The organism is Chondromyces crocatus, assembly GCF_001189295.1.
In the GTDB taxonomy this organism is placed as follows: Bacteria; Myxococcota_A; Polyangia; order Polyangiales; family Polyangiaceae; genus Chondromyces; species Chondromyces crocatus.
Genome location: NZ_CP012159.1, coordinates 3,137,511 through 3,160,964, shown reverse-complemented (window position 1 = coordinate 3,160,964; position 23,454 = coordinate 3,137,511). Strand labels below are relative to the sequence as shown.

General features: G+C 67.6%; 22 protein-coding genes. 8 read left to right on the top strand and 14 right to left on the bottom strand.

Annotated elements, in window-relative coordinates; translation table 11 throughout:
- The first annotated feature begins 69 nt into the window (after positions 1-69).
- Complete coding sequence (locus tag CMC5_RS11735; RefSeq protein WP_050430490.1) at positions 70-1,347, top strand: RNA polymerase sigma factor; 1,278 nt, start codon at positions 70-72, stop codon at positions 1,345-1,347.
- Here the strand turns inward: CMC5_RS11735 and CMC5_RS11730 are convergent.
- On the bottom strand, positions 1,323-2,738 hold the full coding sequence (locus CMC5_RS11730; RefSeq protein ID WP_050430489.1) for a short-chain fatty acid transporter: 1,416 nt from the start codon (positions 2,736-2,738) through the stop codon (positions 1,323-1,325). The genes CMC5_RS11735 and CMC5_RS11730 overlap by 25 nt on opposite strands.
- A gap of 317 nt (positions 2,739-3,055) precedes the next feature.
- Here CMC5_RS11730 and CMC5_RS11725 point away from each other — a divergent pair, with 317 nt between their 5' ends.
- Positions 3,056-3,484: a DUF4765 family protein gene (locus CMC5_RS11725; protein WP_050430488.1), complete on the top strand. Its 429-nt coding sequence runs from the start codon at positions 3,056-3,058 to the stop codon at positions 3,482-3,484.
- Positions 3,485-3,512: 28 nt separating this feature from the next.
- Here the strand turns inward: CMC5_RS11725 and CMC5_RS11720 are convergent, their stop codons facing one another.
- Positions 3,513-4,361 carry a class I SAM-dependent RNA methyltransferase gene (locus tag CMC5_RS11720; protein WP_156338480.1) on the bottom strand — a complete coding sequence of 283 codons (849 nt, stop codon included), beginning with the start codon at positions 4,359-4,361 and terminating at the stop codon, positions 3,513-3,515.
- Entirely contained in the window at positions 4,358-4,753 is a 396-nt protein-coding gene (locus tag CMC5_RS11715; RefSeq protein WP_050430486.1) for a SpoIIAA family protein, read from the bottom strand. The genes CMC5_RS11720 and CMC5_RS11715 overlap by 4 nt, the downstream gene beginning before the upstream one ends.
- 561 nt (positions 4,754-5,314) lie before the next feature.
- Here CMC5_RS11715 and CMC5_RS11710 point away from each other — a divergent pair.
- On the top strand, positions 5,315-5,680 hold the full coding sequence (locus tag CMC5_RS11710) for a DUF4765 family protein (RefSeq protein ID WP_050430485.1): 366 nt from the start codon (positions 5,315-5,317) through the stop codon (positions 5,678-5,680).
- Between the two features lie 219 nt (positions 5,681-5,899).
- A complete protein-coding gene (locus CMC5_RS11705; RefSeq protein ID WP_050430484.1) occupies positions 5,900-6,655 on the top strand; it encodes an SDR family oxidoreductase in 756 nt (251 codons plus the stop codon).
- A gap of 61 nt (positions 6,656-6,716) precedes the next feature.
- Here the strand turns inward: CMC5_RS11705 and CMC5_RS48450 are convergent, their stop codons facing one another.
- The gene (locus CMC5_RS48450; RefSeq protein ID WP_156338479.1) at positions 6,717-7,940 is read right to left on the bottom strand and encodes a proprotein convertase P-domain-containing protein; all 1,224 of its coding nucleotides are present in this window, start codon (positions 7,938-7,940) and stop codon (positions 6,717-6,719) included.
- A 207-nt stretch (positions 7,941-8,147) separates the two neighbouring features.
- Here CMC5_RS48450 and CMC5_RS11695 point away from each other — a divergent pair, with 207 nt between their 5' ends.
- A complete protein-coding gene (locus CMC5_RS11695; protein WP_050430482.1) occupies positions 8,148-9,032 on the top strand; it encodes a PAS domain S-box protein in 885 nt (294 codons plus the stop codon).
- Between the two features lie 131 nt (positions 9,033-9,163).
- Here CMC5_RS11695 and CMC5_RS44300 read toward each other — a convergent pair whose 3' ends face one another.
- Entirely contained in the window at positions 9,164-9,328 is a 165-nt protein-coding gene (locus tag CMC5_RS44300) for a hypothetical protein (protein WP_156338478.1), read from the bottom strand.
- A 368-nt stretch (positions 9,329-9,696) separates the two neighbouring features.
- Between CMC5_RS44300 and CMC5_RS11690 the strand changes: the two genes are divergently transcribed.
- Complete coding sequence (locus tag CMC5_RS11690) at positions 9,697-10,422, top strand: glutathione S-transferase family protein (protein WP_050430481.1); 726 nt, start codon at positions 9,697-9,699, stop codon at positions 10,420-10,422.
- Between the two features lie 50 nt (positions 10,423-10,472).
- Here CMC5_RS11690 and CMC5_RS11685 read toward each other — a convergent pair whose 3' ends face one another.
- The gene (locus CMC5_RS11685; protein WP_156338477.1) at positions 10,473-11,333 is read right to left on the bottom strand and encodes a hypothetical protein; all 861 of its coding nucleotides are present in this window, start codon (positions 11,331-11,333) and stop codon (positions 10,473-10,475) included.
- 789 nt (positions 11,334-12,122) lie between these two features.
- On the opposite strand from CMC5_RS11685, the gene CMC5_RS48445 reads away from it, so the two are divergent.
- A complete protein-coding gene (locus CMC5_RS48445; protein ID WP_281180850.1) occupies positions 12,123-12,251 on the top strand; it encodes a hypothetical protein in 129 nt (42 codons plus the stop codon).
- A gap of 76 nt (positions 12,252-12,327) precedes the next feature.
- On the opposite strand, the gene CMC5_RS44295 is transcribed toward CMC5_RS48445, so the two are convergent.
- Positions 12,328-12,561, bottom strand: a complete 234-nt coding sequence (locus CMC5_RS44295) for a hypothetical protein (RefSeq protein WP_156338476.1) — start codon at positions 12,559-12,561, stop codon at positions 12,328-12,330.
- A gap of 136 nt (positions 12,562-12,697) precedes the next feature.
- Between CMC5_RS44295 and CMC5_RS44290 the strand changes: the two genes are divergently transcribed.
- A complete protein-coding gene (locus CMC5_RS44290; RefSeq protein ID WP_156338475.1) occupies positions 12,698-13,171 on the top strand; it encodes a hypothetical protein in 474 nt (157 codons plus the stop codon).
- Between the two features lie 262 nt (positions 13,172-13,433).
- On the opposite strand, the gene CMC5_RS11675 is transcribed toward CMC5_RS44290, so the two are convergent.
- The 7 genes from CMC5_RS11675 to tssI all read right to left on the bottom strand — a co-directional run bounded on the left by CMC5_RS11675 (position 13,434) and on the right by tssI (position 23,095).
- Positions 13,434-14,360: a hypothetical protein gene (locus CMC5_RS11675; RefSeq protein ID WP_050430478.1), complete on the bottom strand. Its 927-nt coding sequence runs from the start codon at positions 14,358-14,360 to the stop codon at positions 13,434-13,436.
- 258 nt (positions 14,361-14,618) lie between these two features.
- On the bottom strand, positions 14,619-15,173 hold the full coding sequence (locus CMC5_RS11670) for an EF-hand domain-containing protein (protein WP_063796261.1): 555 nt from the start codon (positions 15,171-15,173) through the stop codon (positions 14,619-14,621).
- Positions 15,174-15,222: 49 nt separating this feature from the next.
- On the bottom strand, positions 15,223-15,420 hold the full coding sequence (locus CMC5_RS45765; RefSeq protein WP_050430477.1) for a hypothetical protein: 198 nt from the start codon (positions 15,418-15,420) through the stop codon (positions 15,223-15,225).
- Between the two features lie 54 nt (positions 15,421-15,474).
- On the bottom strand, positions 15,475-16,029 hold the full coding sequence (locus tag CMC5_RS11660; protein ID WP_063796260.1) for an EF-hand domain-containing protein: 555 nt from the start codon (positions 16,027-16,029) through the stop codon (positions 15,475-15,477).
- A gap of 908 nt (positions 16,030-16,937) precedes the next feature.
- Entirely contained in the window at positions 16,938-19,421 is a 2,484-nt protein-coding gene (locus tag CMC5_RS11655) for a DUF2169 domain-containing protein (RefSeq protein ID WP_050430476.1), read from the bottom strand.
- 264 nt (positions 19,422-19,685) lie between these two features.
- Positions 19,686-20,219 carry a hypothetical protein gene (locus CMC5_RS11650; RefSeq protein ID WP_156338473.1) on the bottom strand — a complete coding sequence of 178 codons (534 nt, stop codon included), beginning with the start codon at positions 20,217-20,219 and terminating at the stop codon, positions 19,686-19,688.
- 194 nt (positions 20,220-20,413) lie between these two features.
- A complete protein-coding gene (gene tssI, locus CMC5_RS11645; protein ID WP_050430474.1) occupies positions 20,414-23,095 on the bottom strand; it encodes a type VI secretion system tip protein TssI/VgrG in 2,682 nt (893 codons plus the stop codon).
- Positions 23,096-23,454 lie beyond the last annotated feature (359 nt).

Below are 23,454 nucleotides of genomic sequence, written 5' to 3'. Positions count from 1 at the left end.
AGCGCGCACCACCCGATCGATGTCGGCCCGGACTTGCGCTCCTCGCGCTGGATGCCTTAGACGGGGCCCGTGAAGGCATCCGAAACCCAGCGCGCGATCGAAGCCGTCTGGAGGATCGAGTCGGCCAGGCTCGTCGCGAGCCTCGCTCGCCTCGTCCGTGACGTGGGCCTCGCCGAGGAACTCGCACAGGATGCCCTCGTCACCGCCCTCGAACGCTGGCCCGAGGCGGGCATCCCGGCAAACCCGGGCGCATGGCTCATGGCCACTGCGAAGCACCGCGCCATCGACCAGCTCCGCCGCAGCAAGCGGTTCGAACGCAAGAGCGAGGAGCTCGGCCATGAACTCGAAGCCCAGCGCGACCTCGCCGTCCCCGACCTGGAATCCGCGCTCGACGACGACATCGGCGACGACCTCCTGCGCCTCGTGTTCGTCTCGTGCCACCCCGTGCTCTCGACCGAGGCCCGCGTCGCCCTCACCCTCCGCCTGCTCGGAGGCCTCACCACCGCCGAGATCGCCCGGGCCTTCCTGACCCCGGAGCCCACCATCGCCCAGCGCATCGTCCGCGCCAAGCGCACCCTCGCCGAGGCGCGCGTCCCCTTCGAAGTCCCCCGCGGTCCGGAGCGCGCCGAGCGACTGACCTCCGTGCTCGAGGTCCTCTACCTCGTCTTCAACGAAGGCTACACCGCCACCTCGGGCAGCGACTGGGTACGCCCTGCGCTCTGCGAGGATGCCCTCCGCCTCGGCCGCATCCTGGCCGAGCTGGCCCCTGAAGAGCCCGAGGTCCACGGCCTCGTCTCTCTCATGGAGATCCAGGCATCACGCCTCCGAGCGCGAACGACCCCCACCGGAGAGCCGATCCTGCTCCTCGACCAGAACCGCGCTCGCTGGGACCTGCTCCTCATTCGCCGCGGCCTGGCTGCCCTCGAACGCGCCGAGGCCCTCGGGGGCCAAGGCCCCTACGTCTTGCAAGCCGCCATTGCCGCCTGCCACGCCCGCGCCCGCACCGCGGAAGAGACGGACTGGGTGCAGATCGCCACCCTCTACGCCGCCCTCGTCCAGCGCGTCCCCTCCCCCATCATCGAGCTGAACCGAGCCGTCGCCGTCTCCATGGCCTTCGGCCCAGCCGCCGCGCTGGGCATCGTCGACGAGCTGGCCTCCATCCCCTCCCTCCAGCGCTATCACCTCCTGCCGAGCGTCCGCGGCGATCTCCTCGCCAAGCTCGAACGCTTCGAGGAAGCTCGCGCCGAGTTCGAGCGCGCCGCCTCCCTCACCCACAACCAGCGCGAGCGAGACCTGCTCCTCGCCCGCGCTGCCGCTTGCGCTCAAGGCATCACGGGCGGCGTGTAGACCAGCGTCAGTCCGAACGCCCACAGCATGAACAACACCAGCGGCGTGTGGACGAGGAGCTGCAGGAAGCTGAACCCCACGATGTCCCGTGCCTTGATCGACAGCACCCCGAGCAGCGGCAACATCCAGAATGGGTTGATCAGGTTCGGCAGCGCCTCGGCCGCGTTGTACACCTGCACCGCCCACCCCAGGTGTACCTGTAGATCGTTCGCCGCCTGCATCACGTAGGGTGCCTCGATGATCCACTTCCCTCCGCCGGACGGGATGAAGAACCCCAGCACGGCCGAGTACACGCCCATCAACAGCGGGAAGCTTCCTGCCGTCGATAGATCCACGAACACCTGCGCGATCCGGTCCGACAGCGCGTGCCCCGCTCTCCCCGGTGTCGCCGTCATCATCGTCGCAATCGCCCCGTAGAGCGGGAACTGGATCAGCACCCCCCCGGTCGCCGGCACGGCCTTCGCCACGGCATTCAGAAAGCGCTTCGGCCTCCAGTGCAGCAGAAGCCCGAGCATCAGAAAGGCGAAGTTGTACGTGTTCAGGTTCGAGATCGCGACCATCGGGTTCTGCCGCGTCATCTCGTGCCCCAGCCACCCGAGCGCCAGGAGGCCCAGGAGCACCGGCAGCAGCGGGCTGTACTCCAGCCACTCCCCTGGCCGCTCCCGCGGGGGCAGCGCATCGGCCGCCGTCCGCAGATCGACTCCCATCTCCTCGGCCGTCACCGCCTCCTCTCCCGACGGCGCCGACATCCATGCGATCGCCGTCGACACCACCACCAGCACCGCCGCCATCACCAGCGACTGCCACAGAAAGATCGTCTCGGTGAACGGAATCACCCCCGTGATCGCCAGCAGCGGCTTTGGCAAGCTCGCCGGGTTCGCCTGGAGCTGCGCCGCCGACGAGCTGATCCCGAGCGCCCACGTCGCTCCGAGGCCCAGATATCCCGCTGCCCCCGCGGCCCGGTAATCCATTCGCAGCTCCGACCGCCGCGCCAGCGCCCGCGCGAGGAGCCCGCTGAACACCAGGCTCAGCCCCCAGTTGAGCAGCGACGCCAGCATGCTGATGGTCGCCACCGCGGCGATGGCCCCGCGCCCCGTCCGCGGCACCCCCGCCAGCCGGTCGATCAGTCGCGCCGCGGGCGGTGAGCTGGCCACCACGTACCCGGTCAACGCGACGAACGCCATCTGCATCGTGAACGGGATCAAGCTCCAGAACCCGTCACCGAACCCCTTCGCCACGGAGAGCGGCGGCGCGCCGTTCACCAGCGCCGCGACCGCCACCACGATCACCGCCACGGCAGCGAACACGTACGAATCGGGGAACCATCGCTCGGCCCACGCCGTGAAGCGCAGCGCCACACGGGCCATGGCCCCTTGCTTCTGCGAATCCATTCTCGTCGAACAATCGTGCCAGGGGCGATCGCCAATGTCACCATCCACGCATCCCTCACGGCGTCCCTCACGAGGTCACACGCCAGCTCACGCCCGATTCAGCCCCTCGCGTTGCACCGACGAGCACCGCCGTCGACGCCCCTCCTTCGACGAGACGTTCTGAAGCGCGCCTGAACGGCTCGGTTCAACCATTCCATTTCGTTCTCGTCGGTCGATTGGAGAAGCTATTTCCGTACGCGGCGCGATATAGGGAGTGCATCCAGCACGCGCCATGCTCGAAGGGCCGTGATGGATCGACGAACGACGTGCGTCCTTCGATGGGTCACGGCGAGCGCCCCCACGCGCCTCGCGTCTCCCACGACGAGCCACGAGAAAGGAAGACCATGCTGTCCTCTGAAAGCGAAGTCGAAGCAGCCAGCGGAGATGACACGGTGACGCTGGGTCGCGGGTGCAACTCAATCCAGCTCAATGCCCTCAGAGGTCGAGTCGGCGATGATGCGACGACCGCGCCCACGGACATGGAGGCGAGAATGCAGGTCGGCGAGGTACCTGTATTTGGAGAGCTCATCGAGTTCACGACGGACCCCGCCGTCGCCCGCAGGTTCGGCACCGGTGGCTACGTGATCACCGTCAAGATCCAGAAAAAATACCTCACCAAGGGCAGCGTCTCGGAAGGTGGCTGGATCTGCCGCAAGCATGCCCCTTTCACCGTCGTCAACGAGACGAAAGGGCGCGCCTTCCTCTAGACGAAGGCGTCCCCTCCCGCGCCGGGTCTCACGCGGGGAGCGCATACAGATGATGATGTGCGTTCGCTCCCCGCGGCAGCCTGGGCGCTGGCGCGTGCGTGTGCAGGTGGTGTCCCCCGGTCAACGCCGCACGCAGTGAATCGCGCAGGATTCGATCGTTCGTCTTGATCACCAAGAGAAACGGCTTTCCGGAGCGGGAACGCCGGATGGACTTCAGAATCTCGCGCAAGGGAGGGGACGTGGCCCCCAGATCCAACCCCTCTCGCGAGCTTGCGGTCCCCCAGCCAGGCTCCACGATGTACGTATCGTGGGGACCACGCGGCACGAGCTGATCGAGGAGATCGCGGTAATCACCCTGGTCCAGCGCCACGGGAGCCTTCGTCATCTCGAGGTTGTGACGCGTGGCGGCGTGGATCTGCGCGTCTCCCTCCGACGCCTGCACCGTCACCCCCAGCCGCCGGCCAATGTGGTAGCCCACATTACCCGCCCCGCAGAACAGATCGGCCACCAGCATGTCCGGTGCGCGACGTGGTCTACCGAGCAGTGTGTAAAGCGTGTTCGCAATCGCCGACCCGTGCATGTCGACGGTGCACTCCACAGCGATACGCCCGAGAATCTTGAGCCCGGTGGCCGCCATCCTGGAGGGCGGCACGCCGTAGAGCGCCATCGCCTCCGGACACCCGTAGACGGAGCGACTGAACGCACCGATCTCGCCGGGGTGAAGCTCCCGGAGCGGCGACGTGGTCAGCAGCTCGTCCCGTAGACGCCAGTAATCGGCAGCCCCATTGCAGACAGCATCCTGTTGCTCCATCGTCCCCCCCTCCTGCTTTACATACGCGAAGCCCCCCTCGCCGTCATGCCGACGCGGCTTCCTCATGCCGACACGACGCGCGCATGCTCGGCGTCCACCAAGGCACGCTGGGCAAAGAGCCACCGCCGCGCCTCCTCTTCGGTGGAGAAGAACGATAGAAACTTCGCAACGCCAGGCGAGAAGAGCTGAAGCGCTGCCGCGAGCATCTTCACGAGCACCCGCGCCTTGAACCCTGCGCCATACACGGCGATGCCCCGAAAAGGAATGTCCACCGCGTGACGGACCATCTTGCGCGCATCGCTCTCCATGATCCCCATCCCGCTCATGTCCACGAGCAAGAACACCCGACCGCAGGCTCGCCCCACTGCCCCCTCCAGGAGGATCGTGCTCCGCAGCTCCTCGGGCGCCACGTCCCCGCCGGCCACCACGCACACGAGATCCGGAGGCTCCAGCCACATCCGATGAATACCCAGCGGAAACTCGATGCGAGATGGCGGTGACTCTTGCTCCCCAGTCGGAGGAAGAATCCCCCACGGACCGTGAAGTTCCACGGGTGCTTGCGCCCTCGTCGGATCGTGCGTGTCGGTCGACGTGCAACCTCCCGTCGGCGCGACGCCCTCCGGCCCTAAAGCCGAGCGGATTCGAAGCGACTCTTGCATGTGTCCCCCCCTTCCACGGTCCACGCGAATGAAACAAGCCTATCGTAACCGGGACGCCCGTGCTGCTTCCGCACTGCACGAACCGACACACGATCCCGCTGACCGGCCATGGGCCGGCCACTGGCCTGCCGAAAAAGCAGCCACCGTCCGGTCGTGGACGGATTCATTTCCGTGCGCCTTCATCGATTCCGGCCCTCCTGACGACAAACCTTCCGGCATATCGGTTGCTCTCCACCGCCGCGCGTCGGGCTCGCCGGGTCGAGAACGCTCTCCAGGTCGAAGTCCACCGAGCAGCCAGCGAATGCCGCGCCTCGGCGCAGACCGAGGTCGCCGACCGACCGTCACGAGGAAAGAGAATTCATGCCCACCAGTGAACGCGACGTCGAAACTGCCAGCGGGAGCACCGAGGTCGTCCTCGCGCGCGGGTGCAGCACGCTCCAGCTGGAAGAGCTGAAAGATCATTTTGGCCTCACGGCCACCACTGCCCCCACCGAGCTGGAGGCGCGAAGGCACGACAGTGACGTCCCCGCATTCGGAGAGCTGATCGAGTTCACGACGGATGCGGACGTCGCGACACGATTCGCTACCGGCGGCTATCTCGTCCTCGTGAAGATTCAAAAGAAGTACCTCACCCGGGGCGGGAACTCGTCGAGCGGCTGGATCTGCCGCAAGGACGCCCCTTTCAAGCTCCTCGGCGTCGAGAAGAGGAGCGCCTTCCCCACCTAGCAGCTTCTGCGCCTTCCTCGCCGCGCATTCCATGCCCTTCGTGGTCACAGCAGGGGCACGCGACGCCCCTCCGCGCCCCCACACGCGTCCCGGTCGCGCGAATCCCCTCATCACGAAGAGCCACGCACAGCCCCGCGTGTCACCCTCCGCCAGCGCGCTTCGGATCGGGCCACACGCGCACGTCCAGATCCATCGCGCGCGTCCACAGGAGGGGATTCAATGAACCATCACGGGCTGCGTGGCAAGGTCGTCGTCGTCGCTGCGGGCGCAAAGAACCTCGGCGGTCGCATCAGCCGCACTTTCGGCGCCGCGGGCGCCTCGATCGCCGTCCATTACAACAGCCCGGCCTCACGGAGAGACGCCGACGAGACGGTCCGCGCCGTCGAGCACGCCGGTGGCAAAGCCTTCGCGATGCAAGGCGATCTCACCCAGGTCGCTGCCACGGAAGCGCTCTTCCAGGAGACGGCCTCGCGCTTCGGAGGCGTCGACATCGCGATCAACTGCGCTGGCAAGGTGCTCAAGAAGCCCATCATCGAGACGACCGAGGCCGAGTTCGACGCGATGTTCGCCGTCAACACCCGAGCGGCCTTCTTCTTCATCCGCGAAGCGGCCAGATGCATGCACGACGGCGGCAAGATCATCTCCGTCGGCACCTCGCTCCTCGCCGCGTTCACGGGCCTCTATTCGGTCTACGCTGGCAGCAAATCGCCCCTGGAGCACTTCACGCGCGCCGCCGCCAAGGAGCTCGGGCCGCGCGGCATCTCCGTCAACACCGTCGCCCCCGGGCCGCTCGACACCCCCTTCTTCTACCCGGTCGAGAGCCCCGAGGCCGTCGCCTACCACCAGTCGGCCAGCATGAACGGCAAGCTCGGGGACATCCAGGACATCGTCCCCGTGGTCCAGTTCCTCGCCACGGAGGGCTGGTGGATCACGGGGCAGACGATCTTCGCGAACGGCGGCTACACCACACGCTGACGCGCACTCATGGACCCACGTCGAAGCCCCCTGTGGCGCAGCCACCCAGCAACTCGGTGCCTCAATCCCAGCGGCTGGTCACCTTCAGCGTCCAGCCTTCCAGAAGCCCGGCCTGCGTCCCGCCAGCATTGTCGATCAGGAGCTGCCACCGCCCGTTCACCGAATCGTCGTAGCTGATCCCGTTGGTCACCGGCAGCGTCGACCCCAGCGTCTGACCTGGCGACGCCGGCCCATTCCAGAGCAGCGCCTCGGTACCATTCGGATCCACGAGCCGGATCCGGAGCGCATGCGGCTGCGGATGCACCAGCCGGATCTTCACCTCCAGACTCACCGGCACCGTCGCCTGCCCTTGCACGATCACGCTCGACGCCACCGGCGCCGACGTCGACGCGGGGATGGTCACGTCCGTGAAGTTCGAGACCTCGTCCGCCATCCACCCAGGCAAGCAGCTATGGTACGTCGTGCAGAACAACCCCGGCGCGCACGCCGTCGTGTCGCACGACTCCCCCTCCCCCGGAAGCGGCGCCAGATCGCGACAGCGCCCCTGGTTGCTCGACCCATCGTACGGGATCCCCACACACTGCATCAGCGACCCGCAATCAGCGTTCGACGTGCAGAGATCCCCGGGCACCACCAGGTACAGCGACGAGCGGATGTTCAGCATCATCTGCGGCCCGATGTAGGGCAGCGCCTCCAGCGCCGGCATGTGCGGCACCAGCCGGTTCGCCAGGATGCTGTTCACCGCCCGGTGGTCCAGCCCGATGCCCGGCAACGCCGACGCCCGCACCTGGTTCACCAGCGACAGCGCCCGCCGCCCCTCACCCGCCGTGAACGCCACCGTATCGAACGTCCCCAGGCACTCGCTGTCCTCCAGCTCGACCCACCCCGTCGCCCGCGCGTAATCCGCGAGCTTCGCCAGCGCCGGCCCGTTGACATAGGCGACCGCATCCACCTCTGCGACGGACGCGAACGGCCGATCATCCCCCGTCCCCAGCACCCCGTCCGGCCCGTTCCGGCGGCTCACCAGCCCTGCCGCCGCCCGCGCATCCAGCGCCACCTCATGGTCCAGCACGGCCTGCGTCGCCGCCGCGCTGTTGAGGAACGCCAGCATCCCCAGGGCGTCCTTCGACCCCTCGACCGGCACCTGCCCCCCACACGGCCCCTGGAGCCCCTCCTGCGCCTCCAGGACCTCCTCCTGGGCCAGCGGCCCCTCCTCGACCTCCGCCACCGGAGCACACGCCGCCACGAGCGAACCGAACACCATCAGACCGAGCAGTTGCTTCATTGGAAATACTCTTGCACGAGCGGACCCACGAGGACCGCCCTCAGGGTTGGAGAGAACGCGCGACGCTACCACGCGACTCCCGACGCTGGCGCCGCGCGTCCGCTCCCGCCATCTCGTGGTCGCGGGATCGTCGCAGCAGCGCCACGCCCTGCCGCCCCAGCGAAGTTGTGCAGTCGCCAACACTCGGACTAGAAAGCTCTCTGTCGCATGAAACAGCGCTACGAGCTGCTCTTCGAGCATACCCGCGACGTCATTTTGATCACCACGCCCGACGGACGCATCGTGGAGACGAACGACGCAGCCCTCCGCACCTACGGCTTCACCCGCGAAGAGATGCTCACGCGGAGCACCCGTGACCTCCGCGTCCCCGCCGCCTCCGCCGAGGTGGCGGCGCAGCTCGCCAGCGCCCGCACCACGGGTGTTCTCTTCGAGACCCTGCACCAGCGCAAGGACGGCACCCGCTTCCCCGTCGAGATCAGCTCTCGCAGCGCCCGCCTCGACGGCCAAGACCTCCTCGTGGGCGTCGTCCGCGACATCACCGACCGCAAGCGCGCCGAAGCCGAGCACGACGCCCTCCTCGCCCAGCTCGAAGCCCGCGTCGAAGAGCGCACCGCTGCCCTCGCGCAGGCCAACACCGAGCTGGCCGCGCAGCTCTCCGAGATCTCCAGCGCCCGCGACCTCATCAACAAGCAAGCCGAGGAGATCCTCGCCCTCGCTACCCCCGTCATCCAGCTCTGGGAGAGCATCCTCGTCGCCCCCATCGTCGGCGAGCTGGAACCCCAGCGCATGGAAGACCTCTCCGAGCGCCTCCTCGCCCACATCGCGAACACCGGCGCCAGCACCGTGCTCCTCGACATCACCGGCGCCGTCACCCTCGACGAGGACGCTGCGCACCACCTCACCCGCCTCGTCACCGCCACCCGCCTCCTCGGCGCCACCGCCATCCTGACGGGCATGCGCCCTGGCATCGCCCGGGATCTCGTCGCATTGGGCATCGACCTCGCCGACATCCCCACCTGCGCCACCCTCGCCGCCGGCCTGCGCGAAGCCTTCGCCAGCAGAGGCCTCCGCGTCACGAGGCTCTCCCGCTGACCGCCGCCAGCTCTCCGCCACCCCCTCCCACGAGGCCTCGGCGCCCCTTTGCAGTCGGGAGAGCAGCCCGGGAGGCAATAACGAACAACGCCAGCAAGCCCACGGCCTGCTGGCGTCACGCTACGTTCTACTTACCTCCCCGGGGGTCTTTGCTTCGGATCCTCCGGCTTTCCGGGTGGCGGTCTCTGGATGTGCCCCTGCTTCTCACGATTTTCGAGATCCTTGTCGTGCCTCATGTTGTTCGGGTTCTTCACCACACCGCGATCTTCATTGGGCGAAGGGCCTTCGGTAGCCATGAATGGTCTCCTTTCTCCAGCCTGCTGGCTGGAATGCCACCCTGATCCGGCGCATCCGAACCCGAGCAGCAGCGCTCATCGAGAGCAGAGGTCGTGCCGCACCAGGTCCCCACGAATCCCCGCTGAATTCACGAGCGCGCCCTGATCGCGATCAGCGCCCGCGCCTCATCGTGCGCTCACGATCACCATCGGCCCTCCCCTGCCCTCCTCTGGCCTCCTCGGCTCCCCCGGGCGTCCCCCCTCATCACCGTCCCGGCACGACGCGCCCACCGAGTCCCGTCCACCTGACAATCCTGACATGATGCTGTCAGCAGCCCCGACTACACCCCATCTCCACCACCACGAACCACGACCCAGGAGACCCCCTCATGATCACCCTTCACGGCTTCGGCCCCGGCTTCGGACTCCCTGAGATCAGCCCCTTCGTCACCAAGACCGAGATCCAGCTCAAGCTGCTGGGCGTCCCCTACCAGAAGGGCGCCCCCGACCTCGAAGGCGCCCCCAAGGGCCAGCTCCCCTTCATCGACGACGACGGCGCCCGCATCGCCGACTCCCACTTCATCCGCGAGCACCTCGAAAAGAAGCTCGGCAAGGACCTCGACGCCGGCCTCGACGCCCGCCAGCGCGCCGAAGCCTGGGCCATCGAGCGCATGCTCGAGAACCAGCTCTCCGCCGTCTCCGGGTGTGCCCGCTGGCTCGACCCCGACAACTTCGCCAAGGGTCCTGCCCACTTCGTCGACGGCGCCCCCGAAGCGCTGCGCCCCAAGCTCCGCGAACAGCTCCAGAACGACGTCCGCGCCAACTACCGCGCCATGGGCGTCGCTCGCCACACCGACGACGAGATCCTCTCCCTCGGCATCCGCTCCCTCGACGCCCTCGCGGCCTTCCTCGGCGACAAGACCTACCTCTTCGGCAACCACCCCGTCGCCGTCGACGCCATCGCCTTCGGCATCCTCGCCGGCATCCTCACCCCCTTCTTCGACTCCCCCTTGCGCCGTCGCGCCGAGGGCTACCCCACCCTCGTCGCCTACACCGCCCGGATGATGCGCGAGTTCTACCCCGAGCACTCCTGGTCCGCTCCGACAGCGACCTGATCTCCCCCGCCCCCGACGCGTCACGCACAGGGCAGCGTACCCCTGCGACATCACGGCTCGCAGAGCGAGATCACATCACCGTTATTGAGTGTCACACCGGATCTACGGATTGACACAATCACGACGATACTGCCGTCTCGCGGCTGCAGACCGACCCAGTTGCCTTCGCGTGCGACCCGTCCCGCGCCACGAGAATCCACGAGCAAGGCAAGCCGATTCCCGTCGTTCCGTACACCCACCGCACCGACGCACAGTTCCTTCGTCGGCGTGCATCGATGAACGGGATCCACGTCGTAGTAAATGAGCGGACAGTTCGGCGCAGGTTCTCTCGCCGCGTCTGGCAGCTCTCCAGCGCTCTGAAGGACGATGGCGGAGCCGCGCAGCTCATATCGTGCACCGGACATGGCAATCACTCCCCACAGGAGGGAGAGGCTCGAGTATTGATGAACACGAACCGTCAAGACACCACGTAGCTCGACCCCACGCAGTTTGACTCCCGCCAGGCGGGCCGCGAGGACCGCCAAAGAATTGGCTCCCGCGGAATCCGAACCCAAGGTCGCACGGCGACTCATCTCTTCGCTCGCTCTCGATCCGAACTTGGCTCCGCGCCTGAGCGCGGCTTCGTCAGCAAGCCATGTAATACCGAGGATGCTGCCATGGCTGGTTCCACCGACTTTCGCAAGCGCGCGGACAGCGGGATCTGGATGTGTACCGGGCACGTCGAGCCAGATCCGCGAGGACCGGCCCGCGATGACACCGATGTTGAAATCGTAGACGTGTCCGACGAACCACGCGGCACCGTGGATGTCCGCCCCGTGGATCCAGATCCCTGGCACGAGCTTGAGCTCACCGACCGGTGCACGCGCAGCACTCGAAGCGAGGAGCGGCGCTCCGGCGCCCCCCTGCGACACGGGCGCTGCATCGCCCTCACTGCCTGCTGGCTCCCTGACGGTGTTTGACGTCGCCGTGGCGACGCTCGATGGCCCAGGGGGCGGAGAGGATTTGCTGTTCTCGCCAGGCCCACACCCCATGACCGAGCACATCAGAGCCAAGGTGGTCGTTCGAATGAGCCCGATGCCCACCAGCGCCCCGGCACACCCCGCCACGGAGGGCTTCACGTCCCGGCATCCCGTACGGCTCGGCCTTTGAGTGCCTCATCCACGCAAGGTGATGAGCCCGCTTCGTCGTGCTCTTTCATTACCCGCAGCAGTGTTCTCGAACCAGCAGATCTCCCAGAGGCTGGGCTCTCGACCGAGCACGCGCCATTCACGCGCGATACGCGCCAGTGCCTCTGGAATGGTGACTGGCCAGGGGACGAAACAGGACATGCCGCTGCCCAGATCGCCGACAACCATCAACCCATTCGAAAGAATGTAGTCGACGACTTCAATTGAAATTTGATGCAGCGCATCATCCGATGATGTCTAGCCTGTTCTCACCCGACTTGTCACCCCACCGAGATCAACCCAGTCGTCATAGCCCCCCACGGCACGACTGGCGCCGTCGACGACCACCTCGTCCACAACCGCTTCCAGCTCACTCATCATGGATACACCTGGGAAATACCAGTTCCATGGGCGTGAGGAGAGCTCCGCCTGCTCCCCCGGCACGGAAACACGCGGTCAGCGGCGCCGGGAGCATCCCCCGGACCGTTCCATTCGCAACGACACAGACGTAACATCGTGGTCGAGATGGGCCGGATGAACTCCATCGAACTGGTGAACGAGGCGACGCTACCCCGCGCGGAAGTCGCCCCCGTCGTCCGGGAGTTTCGTGCCACGTGGGCGGCACTCGATGATCAGTTGCCTCCTGCGGTCGGCATGCCCTGACCCTGCGTCACCTACCGCCGCAACTGTCACCACATCTTGCCCGCTCCACATCGATGCCTCATCGCTCGGCTGCAGGTCAGTATCCCAGCGGAAACCAGATGCCGCGCAAAACTGGGTTTCCCATGTTCACCCGCACATGAGACGGATCCAGCGCGGAGACATCGACATCCGTCACCACCTCACGAAGTTGCGGAAGGGGTTTTCCTCCAAAAACTCGCTCCTGCACGAGTGCGGTGGCCTCTTCAACGGAAGACGCGGTCACGCCACAACCCATCCGGATTCCCGGCGGAAGCTCCTCCAAGCTGTCCACGAGGAACTCGAACCAAAAACGACGGAGCTGGGCGCAAAGGTACACCCTTCTGAGTCTACGCCGTGAGGTGGATATGAAACGAGGACGTCTTCAAGCCATCGCTGTCCCCTGGTTCGTTTCTCCCTCGGTCCCGGAGATGCGCATCCGCGTTGTAGAAAATGGTCACACCACCATCGAACTCGATGTCGTGGCGTTGCCTGAGAATCTCGACGAGGATCTTGTATCCCGCGGGGTCGAAATCCACTTCAAAGCCGGCCAATGGGTCTGCACATACCCTGGGGCAACCGACACAGACGCATTGCCAGACGGTCGCTTCGATCAGAGCGCCATGGAGCCAAGGGGGATCGTCCCGGATTACGAAGAAATGCGCCAGCGATTCTATTCCGACTGGATACGCACTGGAAACTGCCCGGATCCCAACTTCTATGAAGTAACAGCGTCAACCTGGATTGAAGAAGTGGGGGCACGATGCGCTGGGTGCAGACACTTCGTCCTGGTGGGCCACGACATGTGGATGGAAGTACTGGCCCATGCCATGTCCTGGAAGTGGACAGAACCATCTGCCACATGGCTGGATCCATTGAACCTACCTTCTCCGAAGACGTCCTGACCCGGAGTTCACCTCCGTTGATCTCGTCACGCCACAACCCATCCGGACGCCCGGAGGAAGCTCCTCGACGCAATCCACGACGAATTCGAACCAGAAACGACGAAGCGGGGGCATCGCGAGCGTTCACCATCGTGGCGGCTGCGGGGCCCCTGTCCAACCGACGGGATGCGGTCGAGAACGACCCGCGGTACGGGGCCGTATGCTGAGCCCCGTACGCCGCTACCGAGGTGCGATGGGCTCACCGAGGAGCGCCATCACGCCATCACTTCAGGGTGGTCGTGAGCGTGTAGGGCTGCGTCCAGTGGACGCCCTCACCGGGGGCGCCGGCGTAGACGAGGCTGCTGAAGGGTCCGACGAACAGGACGTAGGTCCCGGCCGCGTCCACGGTGATCTCCAGCTCGTTGGGGCCGTCGAGGGCAGTGACGCCGCCCAGCTCGTCGTTCGAGCCCTGGCGGTAGACCGACAGGCTCAGGGCGAGCGGCGTACCGTCGGGGCGCGACGGCTGGTTGTGGACGATGTGCAGCGTGCCGGGGCGGTCCACCTCGACGGCGTAGTAGTCGGCGTGGGCTTCGAGCGACGGCCACTCGTTGGCCAGGTAGCCGGCGAAGGTGTAGGCGGTGATCGTCTCGCCGAGCGCAATGGGCGCCGCCTGGGCGGGGGTGTCGTTGGGCTCGTAGCAGTCGCGGAGGGTGTCGAGCTTCCAGGTGACGTCGACTTCCACCGTGCGATCGGTGGCCGTCACCGAGGACTCCGAGATCTCCACCTCGTAGGTGACGCCAGGCTCGCCCACGAACGCCGCTTCGGCGACGCCGTCGTTGTTGATGATCAGGGGCACGATGTTGCCGTCGGCGAGGTCGGCCACCCGGATCTCTCCGAGGAGCTGGTCGCCCGTGGCGGTGATGGTGACGGCGCCGCCCTCCGGATCGGACGGCAGCGTGAACTGGAACGTCCGGACGTTGTCACCATCCGCGGCGACGAAGCTCTCACCCGCGCTGAACGGCGTGGGCTCGAAGCAGGCCGTGCCAGCGCCCGAGCCCCCGGCACCGCCCGTCCCGCCAGCACCTCCTTCCCCCGTGGAGCCGCCGCCGCCCTCGTTGTTGTCCCCTGTCTTGATCACGCACCCCGTGAGCGGCACGGCGACGAGGCAGGCGAGGATGATGGCGGCAGATCGAAAGGAAGTGTGGTTCATGGTTGGACTCCTCGGCAGAGCATCCACGCGTTCGGGCGTGGAGACATGGGGCGCGCCCTCTGACCATCTCCCCTCGACCGTGCATCGGTGGGGCGAGGCATCGCTGGGCGTCACCGTCCACCAAGACCATGAACTCCCAGGAACATCAATGATCTGGGCCTCTTCGCGGTGCCGGAAATTTGCTGGTGCGAAGAGTTCTCCGGAGGATGGCTGGATGCGCCGATTCCACGACGCGCTCGGGAGGTCCGAGAGACGCCGTTACGCGCCGAGCTTCAGCGGCCCGAGCATCCCGTTGCCCGGCGCGTCCGGGTCCCCGCTCAGGTAGTACTCGAAGACGGCCTGCCGGAACTCCGCGCAGCTCAGCTCCCCGTTGCCATCCCGATCGAGCTTCTTGAACGTCTCGCCCGTCGTCGCCGGAGAGACCCCCAGCGCCTCGTACATCCGCACGTACTCGTCCAGCGACACGCTGCCGTTCCCATCCCGGTCGAGCGCGCCGATCATCCCATCGACGATGGTGCCCACCACGTTCTCGAAGTTCTCTGGCGCGAGGACGCAGGACTTCATCACGTCGACCCACTCCTCCTTGCTGACCTTCTCTGCCGGCGGGCTCCCCTTGGCGCTCTGCAAGAGCTCCCACCAGAGCAAGAAGCCTCGCTTCATCGAGGCGCGGCTCTTCTCGTCCTTCTCGTCCGCGATGGCGTTGAACATCCCGGCGATCGTCTCGAAATCGTCCTGGGACAGGAACCCGTCACCATTCTGATCGAACCATTTGAAGATGTACTCGAACTTCTGCTCCTGCACACTCAGCGACATGACGACTCCTTTGGCTCGAGCTGTGGCGCACCGCATCTCCCTCCGGGATCTACGGCAGCCCATCGGCTCGGCGGAGTGCGCCTCGATCGAGGTACAGCAACCCATCGACGCTCGCAAGACGGCTCTGGCCCCCGGGGATGTCGATGGCCTCGTCCCCGTGGCGGTGCCGAGCACGTGGTGGTGCAGAGAGGTCGCGGGGTGACGGCTCCAGGCACGCATCCGCCAGCGCCGTCACCCCCCGGATCATGGCGTCCGTCTCATCGCATCGATTCGACGAAGCGCCCAGTGCGTCCTTGCGACGTTACTCGCCGAGCTTCAGCGGCCCGAGCATCCCGTTGCCCGGCGCGTCCGGGTCCCCGCTGAGGTAGTACTCGAAGACGGCCTGCCGGAACTCCGCGTAGCTCAGCTCCCCGTTGCCATCCCGATCGAGCTTCTTGAATGCCTCGGTCGTCGTCGCCGGAGGGATGCCCAGCGCATCGTACATCCCCACGTACTCGTCCAGCGAGAGGCTGCCGTTCCCATCCCGGTCGAGCGCACCGATCAGCCCATCGACGATGGTGCCCACCACATTCTCGAAGTTCTCTGGCGCGATGACGCAGGTCTTCATGACGTCGAAGAACTCGTCCTTGCTGACCTTCTCTGCCGGCGGGTTCCCCTTCGCGTTCTGCAAGAGCTCCCACCACAGCAAGAAACCGCGCTTCATCGTGGCGCGGTTCTTCTCGTCCTTCTCATCCGCGACGGTGTTGAAGATCCCGGCGATCTTCTCGAAATCGTCCTGGGACAGGAACCCGTCAGCATTCTGATCGAACCACTTGAACACGTACTCGAACTTCTGCTCCTGCACATTCAGCGACATGTCGACTCCTCTGGCTCGAGCTGTGGCGCACCGCATTTCCCTCCGGGATCTACGGCAGCCCATCGGCTCGGCGGAGTGCGCCTCGAACGAGGTACAGCAACCCATCGACGCTCGCAAGACGGCTCCATGGCCGGAGCGCCTCCCTGGTCGACGTCCTACCTCGTCATGCGGTCGTACGAGGACGTGGCACATGCGCCCGTCGCCACGTCGACCCCGCCCACGGCTCCATGATGAGGACGCTCCGCCGAGCGGCATCGATCGACCCATGGCCGAAGCGAGACGACTCGATGAGTGCCAGGAGCCGAGAAGGGGCCCCGGATGGGTCGTCTGCGCCGAGAAAGGCCACGGGGTCTGCCTGTCGCCTGGAGCAAGGGCACGAAGGCTCCGCATGCTGTCTGGAGAAGGGCACGACTGCTTCACGTGCTGTCTGGAGAAGGGGTGATGGCTCCGCGTACCGTCCGGAGAAGGGGGCAACTGACCCGCGCACCGTCCGGACAAGGGGAGTAACGGCTCCACATGCTGTCTGGAGAAGGCAACGGCTCCGCGTACCGTCCGGAGAAGGGGGCGACTGACCCGCGCACCGTCTGGAGAAGGGGGCGACTGACCCGCGCACCGTCTGGAGAAGGGGGCGACTGACCCGCGCACCGTCTGAAGAAGGGCGTGACGACTCCGCATGCTGTCAGGAGAAGGCGACGGCTCCGCGTGCCGTCTGGACAAGGGCGCGACGGCTCCGCGTGCCGTCCGGACAAGGGCGCGACGGCTCCGCGTGCCGTCCGGACAAGGGCGCGACGGCTCCGCGTGCCGTCTGGAGAAGGGCGCGACGGCTCCGCGTGCCGTCTGGAGAAGGGCGCGACGGACCTGCGTGCCGTCTGGAGAAGGGCGCCGAGGGTCCTTCCGCTTCCGAGCTGTCACATGCGCTGGGGTTCCATGCTGGAGAGGGCATCGGCTGCGAAGGGACGCGGCGCGGGGTCGTCCCGGTGCTGCTGGAGGGGGCAGCGCTCCGACGCGACGGCTTGCTCCAGGCCTTGCCGGGTCGCCGGGTCGCGCATCAACCGCTCCATCCACACGCGCTCGATGCGCAGCGCAGCGCCTCGGGGCAACCCGAGGGCTTCCAGCGCCGCGTCCGTCGTCCCTCGCTCGGCGGCGATGAGCAGGCGCGCGTAGTCCTGTACACGGATCGGTCCCCGCTCTCGCTCGATCTGCGCGACGTAGGCTGCGTCGAACCGACCCAGGGGCCCAGGGTTTCCACGCCTCGTCTCTTCCCGGATGACGCCGCCCCAGTGCGCCTCGATGGCCCCCCACTGCGCATCCGTCAGCGCTCCCTCCTCCAGGATGCGGGCTTTCTCCGCCCGGTTCAGCGCGATCCGTGCCATGAGCGCCGCGCACTGCTCCAGCGACGACCCTGAGCACGGACCGGCAGCCGGCAGACATGGGCCGTGGGGTCCCTGGAGCCCCCCTGGGACGCCCCCCAGGGCCTGTGCCCCTTCGAGGGGTGCGGCGCCCTCCTGGACCGCCAAGGAACCCTGACATGGCCCCGATGCAGGCCGGGACTCCCTGGGCGCTGGCACGCGGCACAGGTCCGTCTCCCGCCGTTCGGCGCGTTCTGCCTGGCTCTCTGGCCACGGCGCAGTTTGCACGGGCAGCGCGGCGGGCTCCATGGACTGCACCGCTGGCGCCCCGGGCGACGGGAGCGGCATCACAGGCAGCGCTACGGGCGCTACGGGCGCTACGGGCAGCGACATGGCGACCGACGGCGCCGCCACGAGCGGCAACGGGGTCTCCACCGGCGCACCGTACGGCGACCATGCGGGCGGCCCTGCTCCCCTGACCTCCTGGCCGCCCTGGAATCCATCGAGCCGCATCGTGTCGCCCTCGATCTCGGTCGACCCGAGCGGCGCGCGTGGCCAGTCGCCCGCCCCGGCGAACAGGGCTGGCATCGCTGCACAGGGCTCGCGTGTCGCGCCCGAGCATGGCGCGCGCGGCGCCCACGGGCTGGGAGCAAAGGGCAGCGGCGTCGGCGTCGGCGTCGGCCCGCCCAGCGGCGCTGCGACCGTTCCCGTCCCCGCTCTGGCTGCCTCGGCGAGCCTCTCTCCCCGGCGGCTGGACCGGGGCTCGACCACCTGGGCAGGAGGCGACCCTCCCGAGAGACGCGGCTCGAAGGGGAGTGCGGGACGAAACGCGGCATCGGCCCTCGGGACCATGGTCGCCATCGCGCGCTCGTCGACCACGCAGAGAGAACCAGCGCTCGCGCCACCTCTCCCCGACGCGCTCTCCGGCGCCTTCATCCCCTTCCACGACGCACTCTCCGGCATCGCGCCGCCTCTCCGCGACGCGCTCTCCGGCGCCGTCGCCCTTCCCTGCGACGCACTCTCCGGCGCCGTCGCCCTTCCCTGCGACGCACTCTCCGGCCCCGCCATCAGCGGGCGCCCGTCGAGCCAGAAGGTGACCCGCCCGGCTTCCCCGGGATGCCTCAGGCCCACCTGACCTCGCCACACCACGGTGCAGAGGCCGCGCAGGGTGTCGATCCACAGGGTGTCGGCGACCAGCGCGATCTCTTCCCGCTCGCCGGTCGCGCGGTCGGCGATGGCCCGCGGGCGGAGGTCGGGCAGGCGTGTGACGAGACGCGGATGGTGCGGGTGCAGGTTCTCCAGGACGATGCGCTCGTCCGGGCGCAGGGTGGGGAGCCGCTGGTCCAGCGGGGCGACGTTGAAGAAGCCGTGGTCGAAGGGCTGAGGGAGAGGTCGCGCTTCCCAGCCGCCCGTGACGAGCGCCATGGCGTGCTGGCGGATGCACCTGCTGCGCGTGGGCCAGCGGGGCGCGAGGGGGCCGTAGCCGACAGGGCCGAAGCCCTCGTCTCCTGCATGGAAGGGGATGCCAGGGGGCTGCAGGTTCGGGATGGGTAAGAGGCCGTCCGGGTCCGGTGCGGTGTCGAAGCGCATGCCCACGGGGTTGTTCGTCTCGGGTCCGCCCGCGGCGCGCTCCCAGGCGAGCCACATGCGCGACTGGCGGTGGCCTTCGACGAGCTGGCCGGTGTGGACGTCCAGGCTCCGGTCGCACCAGACCTCGATGGCCTTGTCGATGTCGCCCACCAGGAGCCGGGTCACGAGGGAGCGCACGGGTTCGCCGCGGGGCGCGTAGGCGTAGCCGACGAGCACGACGTCGACGCCGGGTTTGTACGGGGCGCGGTCGCTCGGGACGAGGACGCTGCACCGGGGGTCGTCGTCCCAGCTCGTGTCGGCGTCGCGGAGCGGCTCTTGCTCGGCGGCGAGCACGCAGGCGTCAGGGCGAAGCTCGAAGGTCGCTTTGCAGACGACGGTCATGGCGTGGGCGAGGGCCCTCGGTTGCCACTCGAATCCCGATGCCCGCAGAGCGCAGAGCGAGACGACATCCATGGAGCCTCATCGTATCAAGGGCCGTCACAGCGGCCATGGGTCGGCGGGAATCATGGCGTTCGGGTTTCGTCCCAAGCGATTGCGCGGTCATTCGCTTGGCCCTGGGTTCGCGCGCGCTCCGGAGGAGGGGCCATCGCGCGCGACTCGTCGACCCAGCCAGAGAAGAGGACGATGTGCGACAACATGGGCTTGCTCCTGGCTTCGATCATGTCCGTGGCGCCTTCCAGGTCCGGTGACGTGGTCGCGCTGGCACGAGGACGCGGCTCAGAGTGCCGGAGCGCGTGCGGTCAGCTTCACGGGGAGAGGGCCCGCCCGGAGGACGATCTGGGTCGCTGGCGTGACGGGCGCGAGGTAGAGGGCCACGCCCTCGGTCGTGCGGACTTCGCGCGCGAGCTTCGCGCCCTCGGGAGGGACGAGGAGCAGGCCCAGCTCGAACCAGGCGTCGAGGGGAGCCGGGTCACCGAGGGCGCCGTCGGGAGACCCGTAGGGCAGGTGGGGCTTCAGGGGCAGCGGGATGGAGAAGGTCTCCTCGAACCTATCGCCAGGCCTCACGGCGGTGATGAGCGGGATCTCGGGGGCCTCGACGTCGATGTCCGGGGGGACGGGGACGAGCTTCTTGGCGAGGACGACGGCGCGGGGGTCGACGTCGACGTAGAGGGTGGCGGGGCTCGTGTGAAAGACGCCGGCCGGGTCGATGTGGCTGAAGAGGCGGTTGAAAAGAAGCGCCGTCATTGGAGAGCCATTGGTGAAGATGTAGTGAAGGCGAATGTGGTCGCTTTCGACGTCGACGAGGGTCACGTCGAGGGAGCAGGAGGCTTGCTGGGCGCTGACGGGGGCTGTGGGTGTGGTCATCGTGCTTCGGGGTGGTGGGTCGACGTTGCAGGAGCAGCCGGTGAGGACGACGCCGAGCGCGAGGGGAAGCCATGCGGATGCGCGGGGTCTCGCGGGAGGTGCGGCGAAGGCGAGAGCGAGGAGCCAGGCCGAGGTCGCGGCTAATACCAGGGGCGGGTGGGCTGAGGGGGTGACCATTCGGATCGCATTCGGTTTTCGTTGAATGGGCGGGTGTCGTGCGGGGGAATGCCCGCGGCGTCGAGCTCCCGGATCTTCTCCTGGGCGGAGATGTCAGGTGAGGTCGGGTCGGGCTTGCTGTCGTTGTTCGCGCTTCCCTGGACCATGGTGCCGTGGGCAGCTTGCTCTGCGTGGACCAGCTCGTGCGCGAGGCCGAGGGCGGGAGGTCGGTTCTGCCAGGGCTCGGGGCCCAGGGTGGTCTTGTCGGGGTTGTAGCGGACGATGACGTCGGTGCCCGCGCCCGGGGTGCCGTCGGCGTTCTGGAACCTGTCGGGGGCGTTCGTGTAGCTCGTCTCGTTGCCGAGCCGGGTGGGCTTGAGGGTGACGGCCTTGCCGCTGCCGTCGATCGCGTCGAGCAAGCCGCGGCCGGTGGGCGTCAGGGCGATCTCGTGGAGGCCGGCGAGGGCCCTGGCCTGGAAGGCGGCGTCGCCCTGGATCACCAGGCCCTTGCCCACCGCGAGCGCACCGCCCGGGAGGACCTTGATGGGCAGGGGCAACGAGGGGCCGCCGATGAGGACCGTGGAGGCGCCGTTCAGGATCATGCCGCCAGCCGGATCGCCGAGGCGGCCTGCGGGCATGCCGGCGGCGTTGATCTTGACCAGGGGGCCGCCCTGGATGTCGACGTCTCCGCCGGCCGCGGCGATGGAGATCTTGTTGCCCCGGAGGGCGATCTCGTCGGCTTCGAGCGAGATCTTGGTGCCGTCGAGGAGGATCTTGGCGCCGGCCTGGGTCTCGAGGTGGACTTTGTCCTTGAACATGATCCAGCGGGTCACGCTCTCCGACCAGCCTTCGCTGGGCGGGGAGACGGAGACGGCGAACAGCTCACCCACGGTGGTGGAGTCGATCATCCCGATCTGGGTCGCGCGGTTGATGCCCACGGAGGTGGTCTGGCTCTGGGCAATCTTCTCCTGCTCGTTCAAGCGCACGAGCTTCGTGCGGTTCCCGAGCACGGTCAGGGCGTCGTTGCCGCTCACGGTGCCGCTGCGGTTGCCGCCGATGGTGGTCTCTTCGCTGTCCTTGACGAGCAGCTTCAGGTCCTTCTCGGCCTGGATGTAGACCTCTTCTCGGCCCCTGGCGTCCTCGAAGCGGATCTCGTTGGAGCCGCCGCCGCCCGGGTAGGACTCGCTCTTCCAGCCGCTCTGGGTCCGGTTCTCCGGCAGCTTGTAGGGGACCTTCTGGAGGTTCGTGTACACGCGGCCGACGATGACGGGGCGGTCCGGGTCGCCGCCGAGGAAGTCGACGAGGACCTCATGGCCCACGCGGGGCAGGTTCATGGCGCCGTAGCCCGCACCGGCCCAGGGCTGGCTGACGTGAATCCAGCAGGAGCTCTTGTCGTCCATGCGGCTCTCGCGGTCCCAGTGGAAGTGGACGCGGACCCGCCCGAATTCGTCACAGTGCAGCGCCTCGCCGGGTGGTCCCACCACGGTGGCGCTCTCGACGCCGGTCACCTTGGGCTTCGGGGTGACCAGGGGAGGACGGTAGGGCACGTCGGCGCTCACCACCTCGCACTCGTGGGTCCAGGCGCCGCTGGAGGACCCGCGCCGCGACGAGGCGCGCACGAGGAGGCGCTTGTCCGGGCCCAGCTCGGTCTTCGGGTGGTCGAGCAGGGTGACCACCGTCCCTGGCGCAAGGTCGTGAGCGTTCGTCGCGAAGGTGCAGCGCTTCGCGGTCACCCGCTTGGCGGCGAGGCGCTTGTGCGCGAGGGCTTCGCCTTCTTTCTCGTCGGTGCGGGTGCGGCCGCGGTCATCGGCGATCGGGGTGTCGTCACCTCGGTCGGCGCGGAGCAGGAAGGCCCCCGGGGTGTAGTGGAACCGCTCCAGCCGGGCCTCGATCCCTTCGTCGGTGCTCCTGGCACTCGTCATCAGGGGGTAGCTGGGTGGCAGGCGGGCATCGTGGTCCCGTAAGGTGTACTTGCCCGGGCGGACGCGCTGGCCGATGCGCACGGCGGTCACGTGCTCCAGGTCGGGGGCGGTCAGGGGGTCGTCGCGGAAGGCGATGGGTGGCTCGCGAACGGGGTGGGTCTGGGGCGCGTCGGTGAGCACGAGCTTCGTCTCGCCGTGCTCGTTGCCGAAGTAGAAGGTGATGCCCGCGTCCTCGAGCAGGCGGCACAGGAAGGCGTAGTCGGTCTCGCCGTACTGCACGCGGTACTTTCGCGCTTTGTACGTCTCGGTCAGCTTCTCCTCGAAGGGGATGTCCCACTCGCCAAGGAGCTTCCTTGCGATGTCGATCTCGGAGAGCTGCTGGAACATGCGGTGGTTGCGCCGCTGGGTCAGAAGCCAGAGGGTGGGGACGAGGGACAGCTCGTAGGTGGCGAGGCCCGCGGTGGTGGCCGTGGCCTCCTCCACACGGATCTGCTGGAGGTGCTGGCAGAGGCCGGTCCAGGTGCGGTGGTGGGCGCCGCCGTGCAGGGCAAAGGTGGCGGGGTGGCCGACGATGTCGTCGAAGCCGAGATCGTGGTTTTCGCTGACGGCGACGAGCTGGAGGGCGTACAGCGACGAGAGCCGCTCCTGGACCGAGAACTGGCGGACGTGGAGGCGATCGCCGGAGGCGAGGGCGAGGTGAAGGTTCTCGTCAGAGGTGCTGGCCGTATTGCCGTCCGCGCTCATGACAGCGGACCTGCGGTTGCCGGAAGCGAGGCGCGCTCGGGGGCGGGCTCGGGGGCGGGCTCGGGGGCGGAATGCTGGCCAGAGGTGGCCCGAGGGCTGGTCGGAGTGGGCCCGAGCGAGCATGCGTCCGGACGAAGGATTCGCGTCGCGACGGCGCCAGGAGGGGTGGGGGCTTCGGTGAGGATTTGCCTCGTGGCGGCGCCAGAGCGGGCCGAAACCGCGGTGGCGCTGGGCGTTGAACGCTCTGACGCTGGCTGCTCTTGCTCGTCCATGGCCCCTTCCCCCGATGTGGCCCCGTGGCTCGGTCCCGAGGGTCTCGGGCCTCGAATTGCACGGGCTGGACCAGGGGATTCAACCAC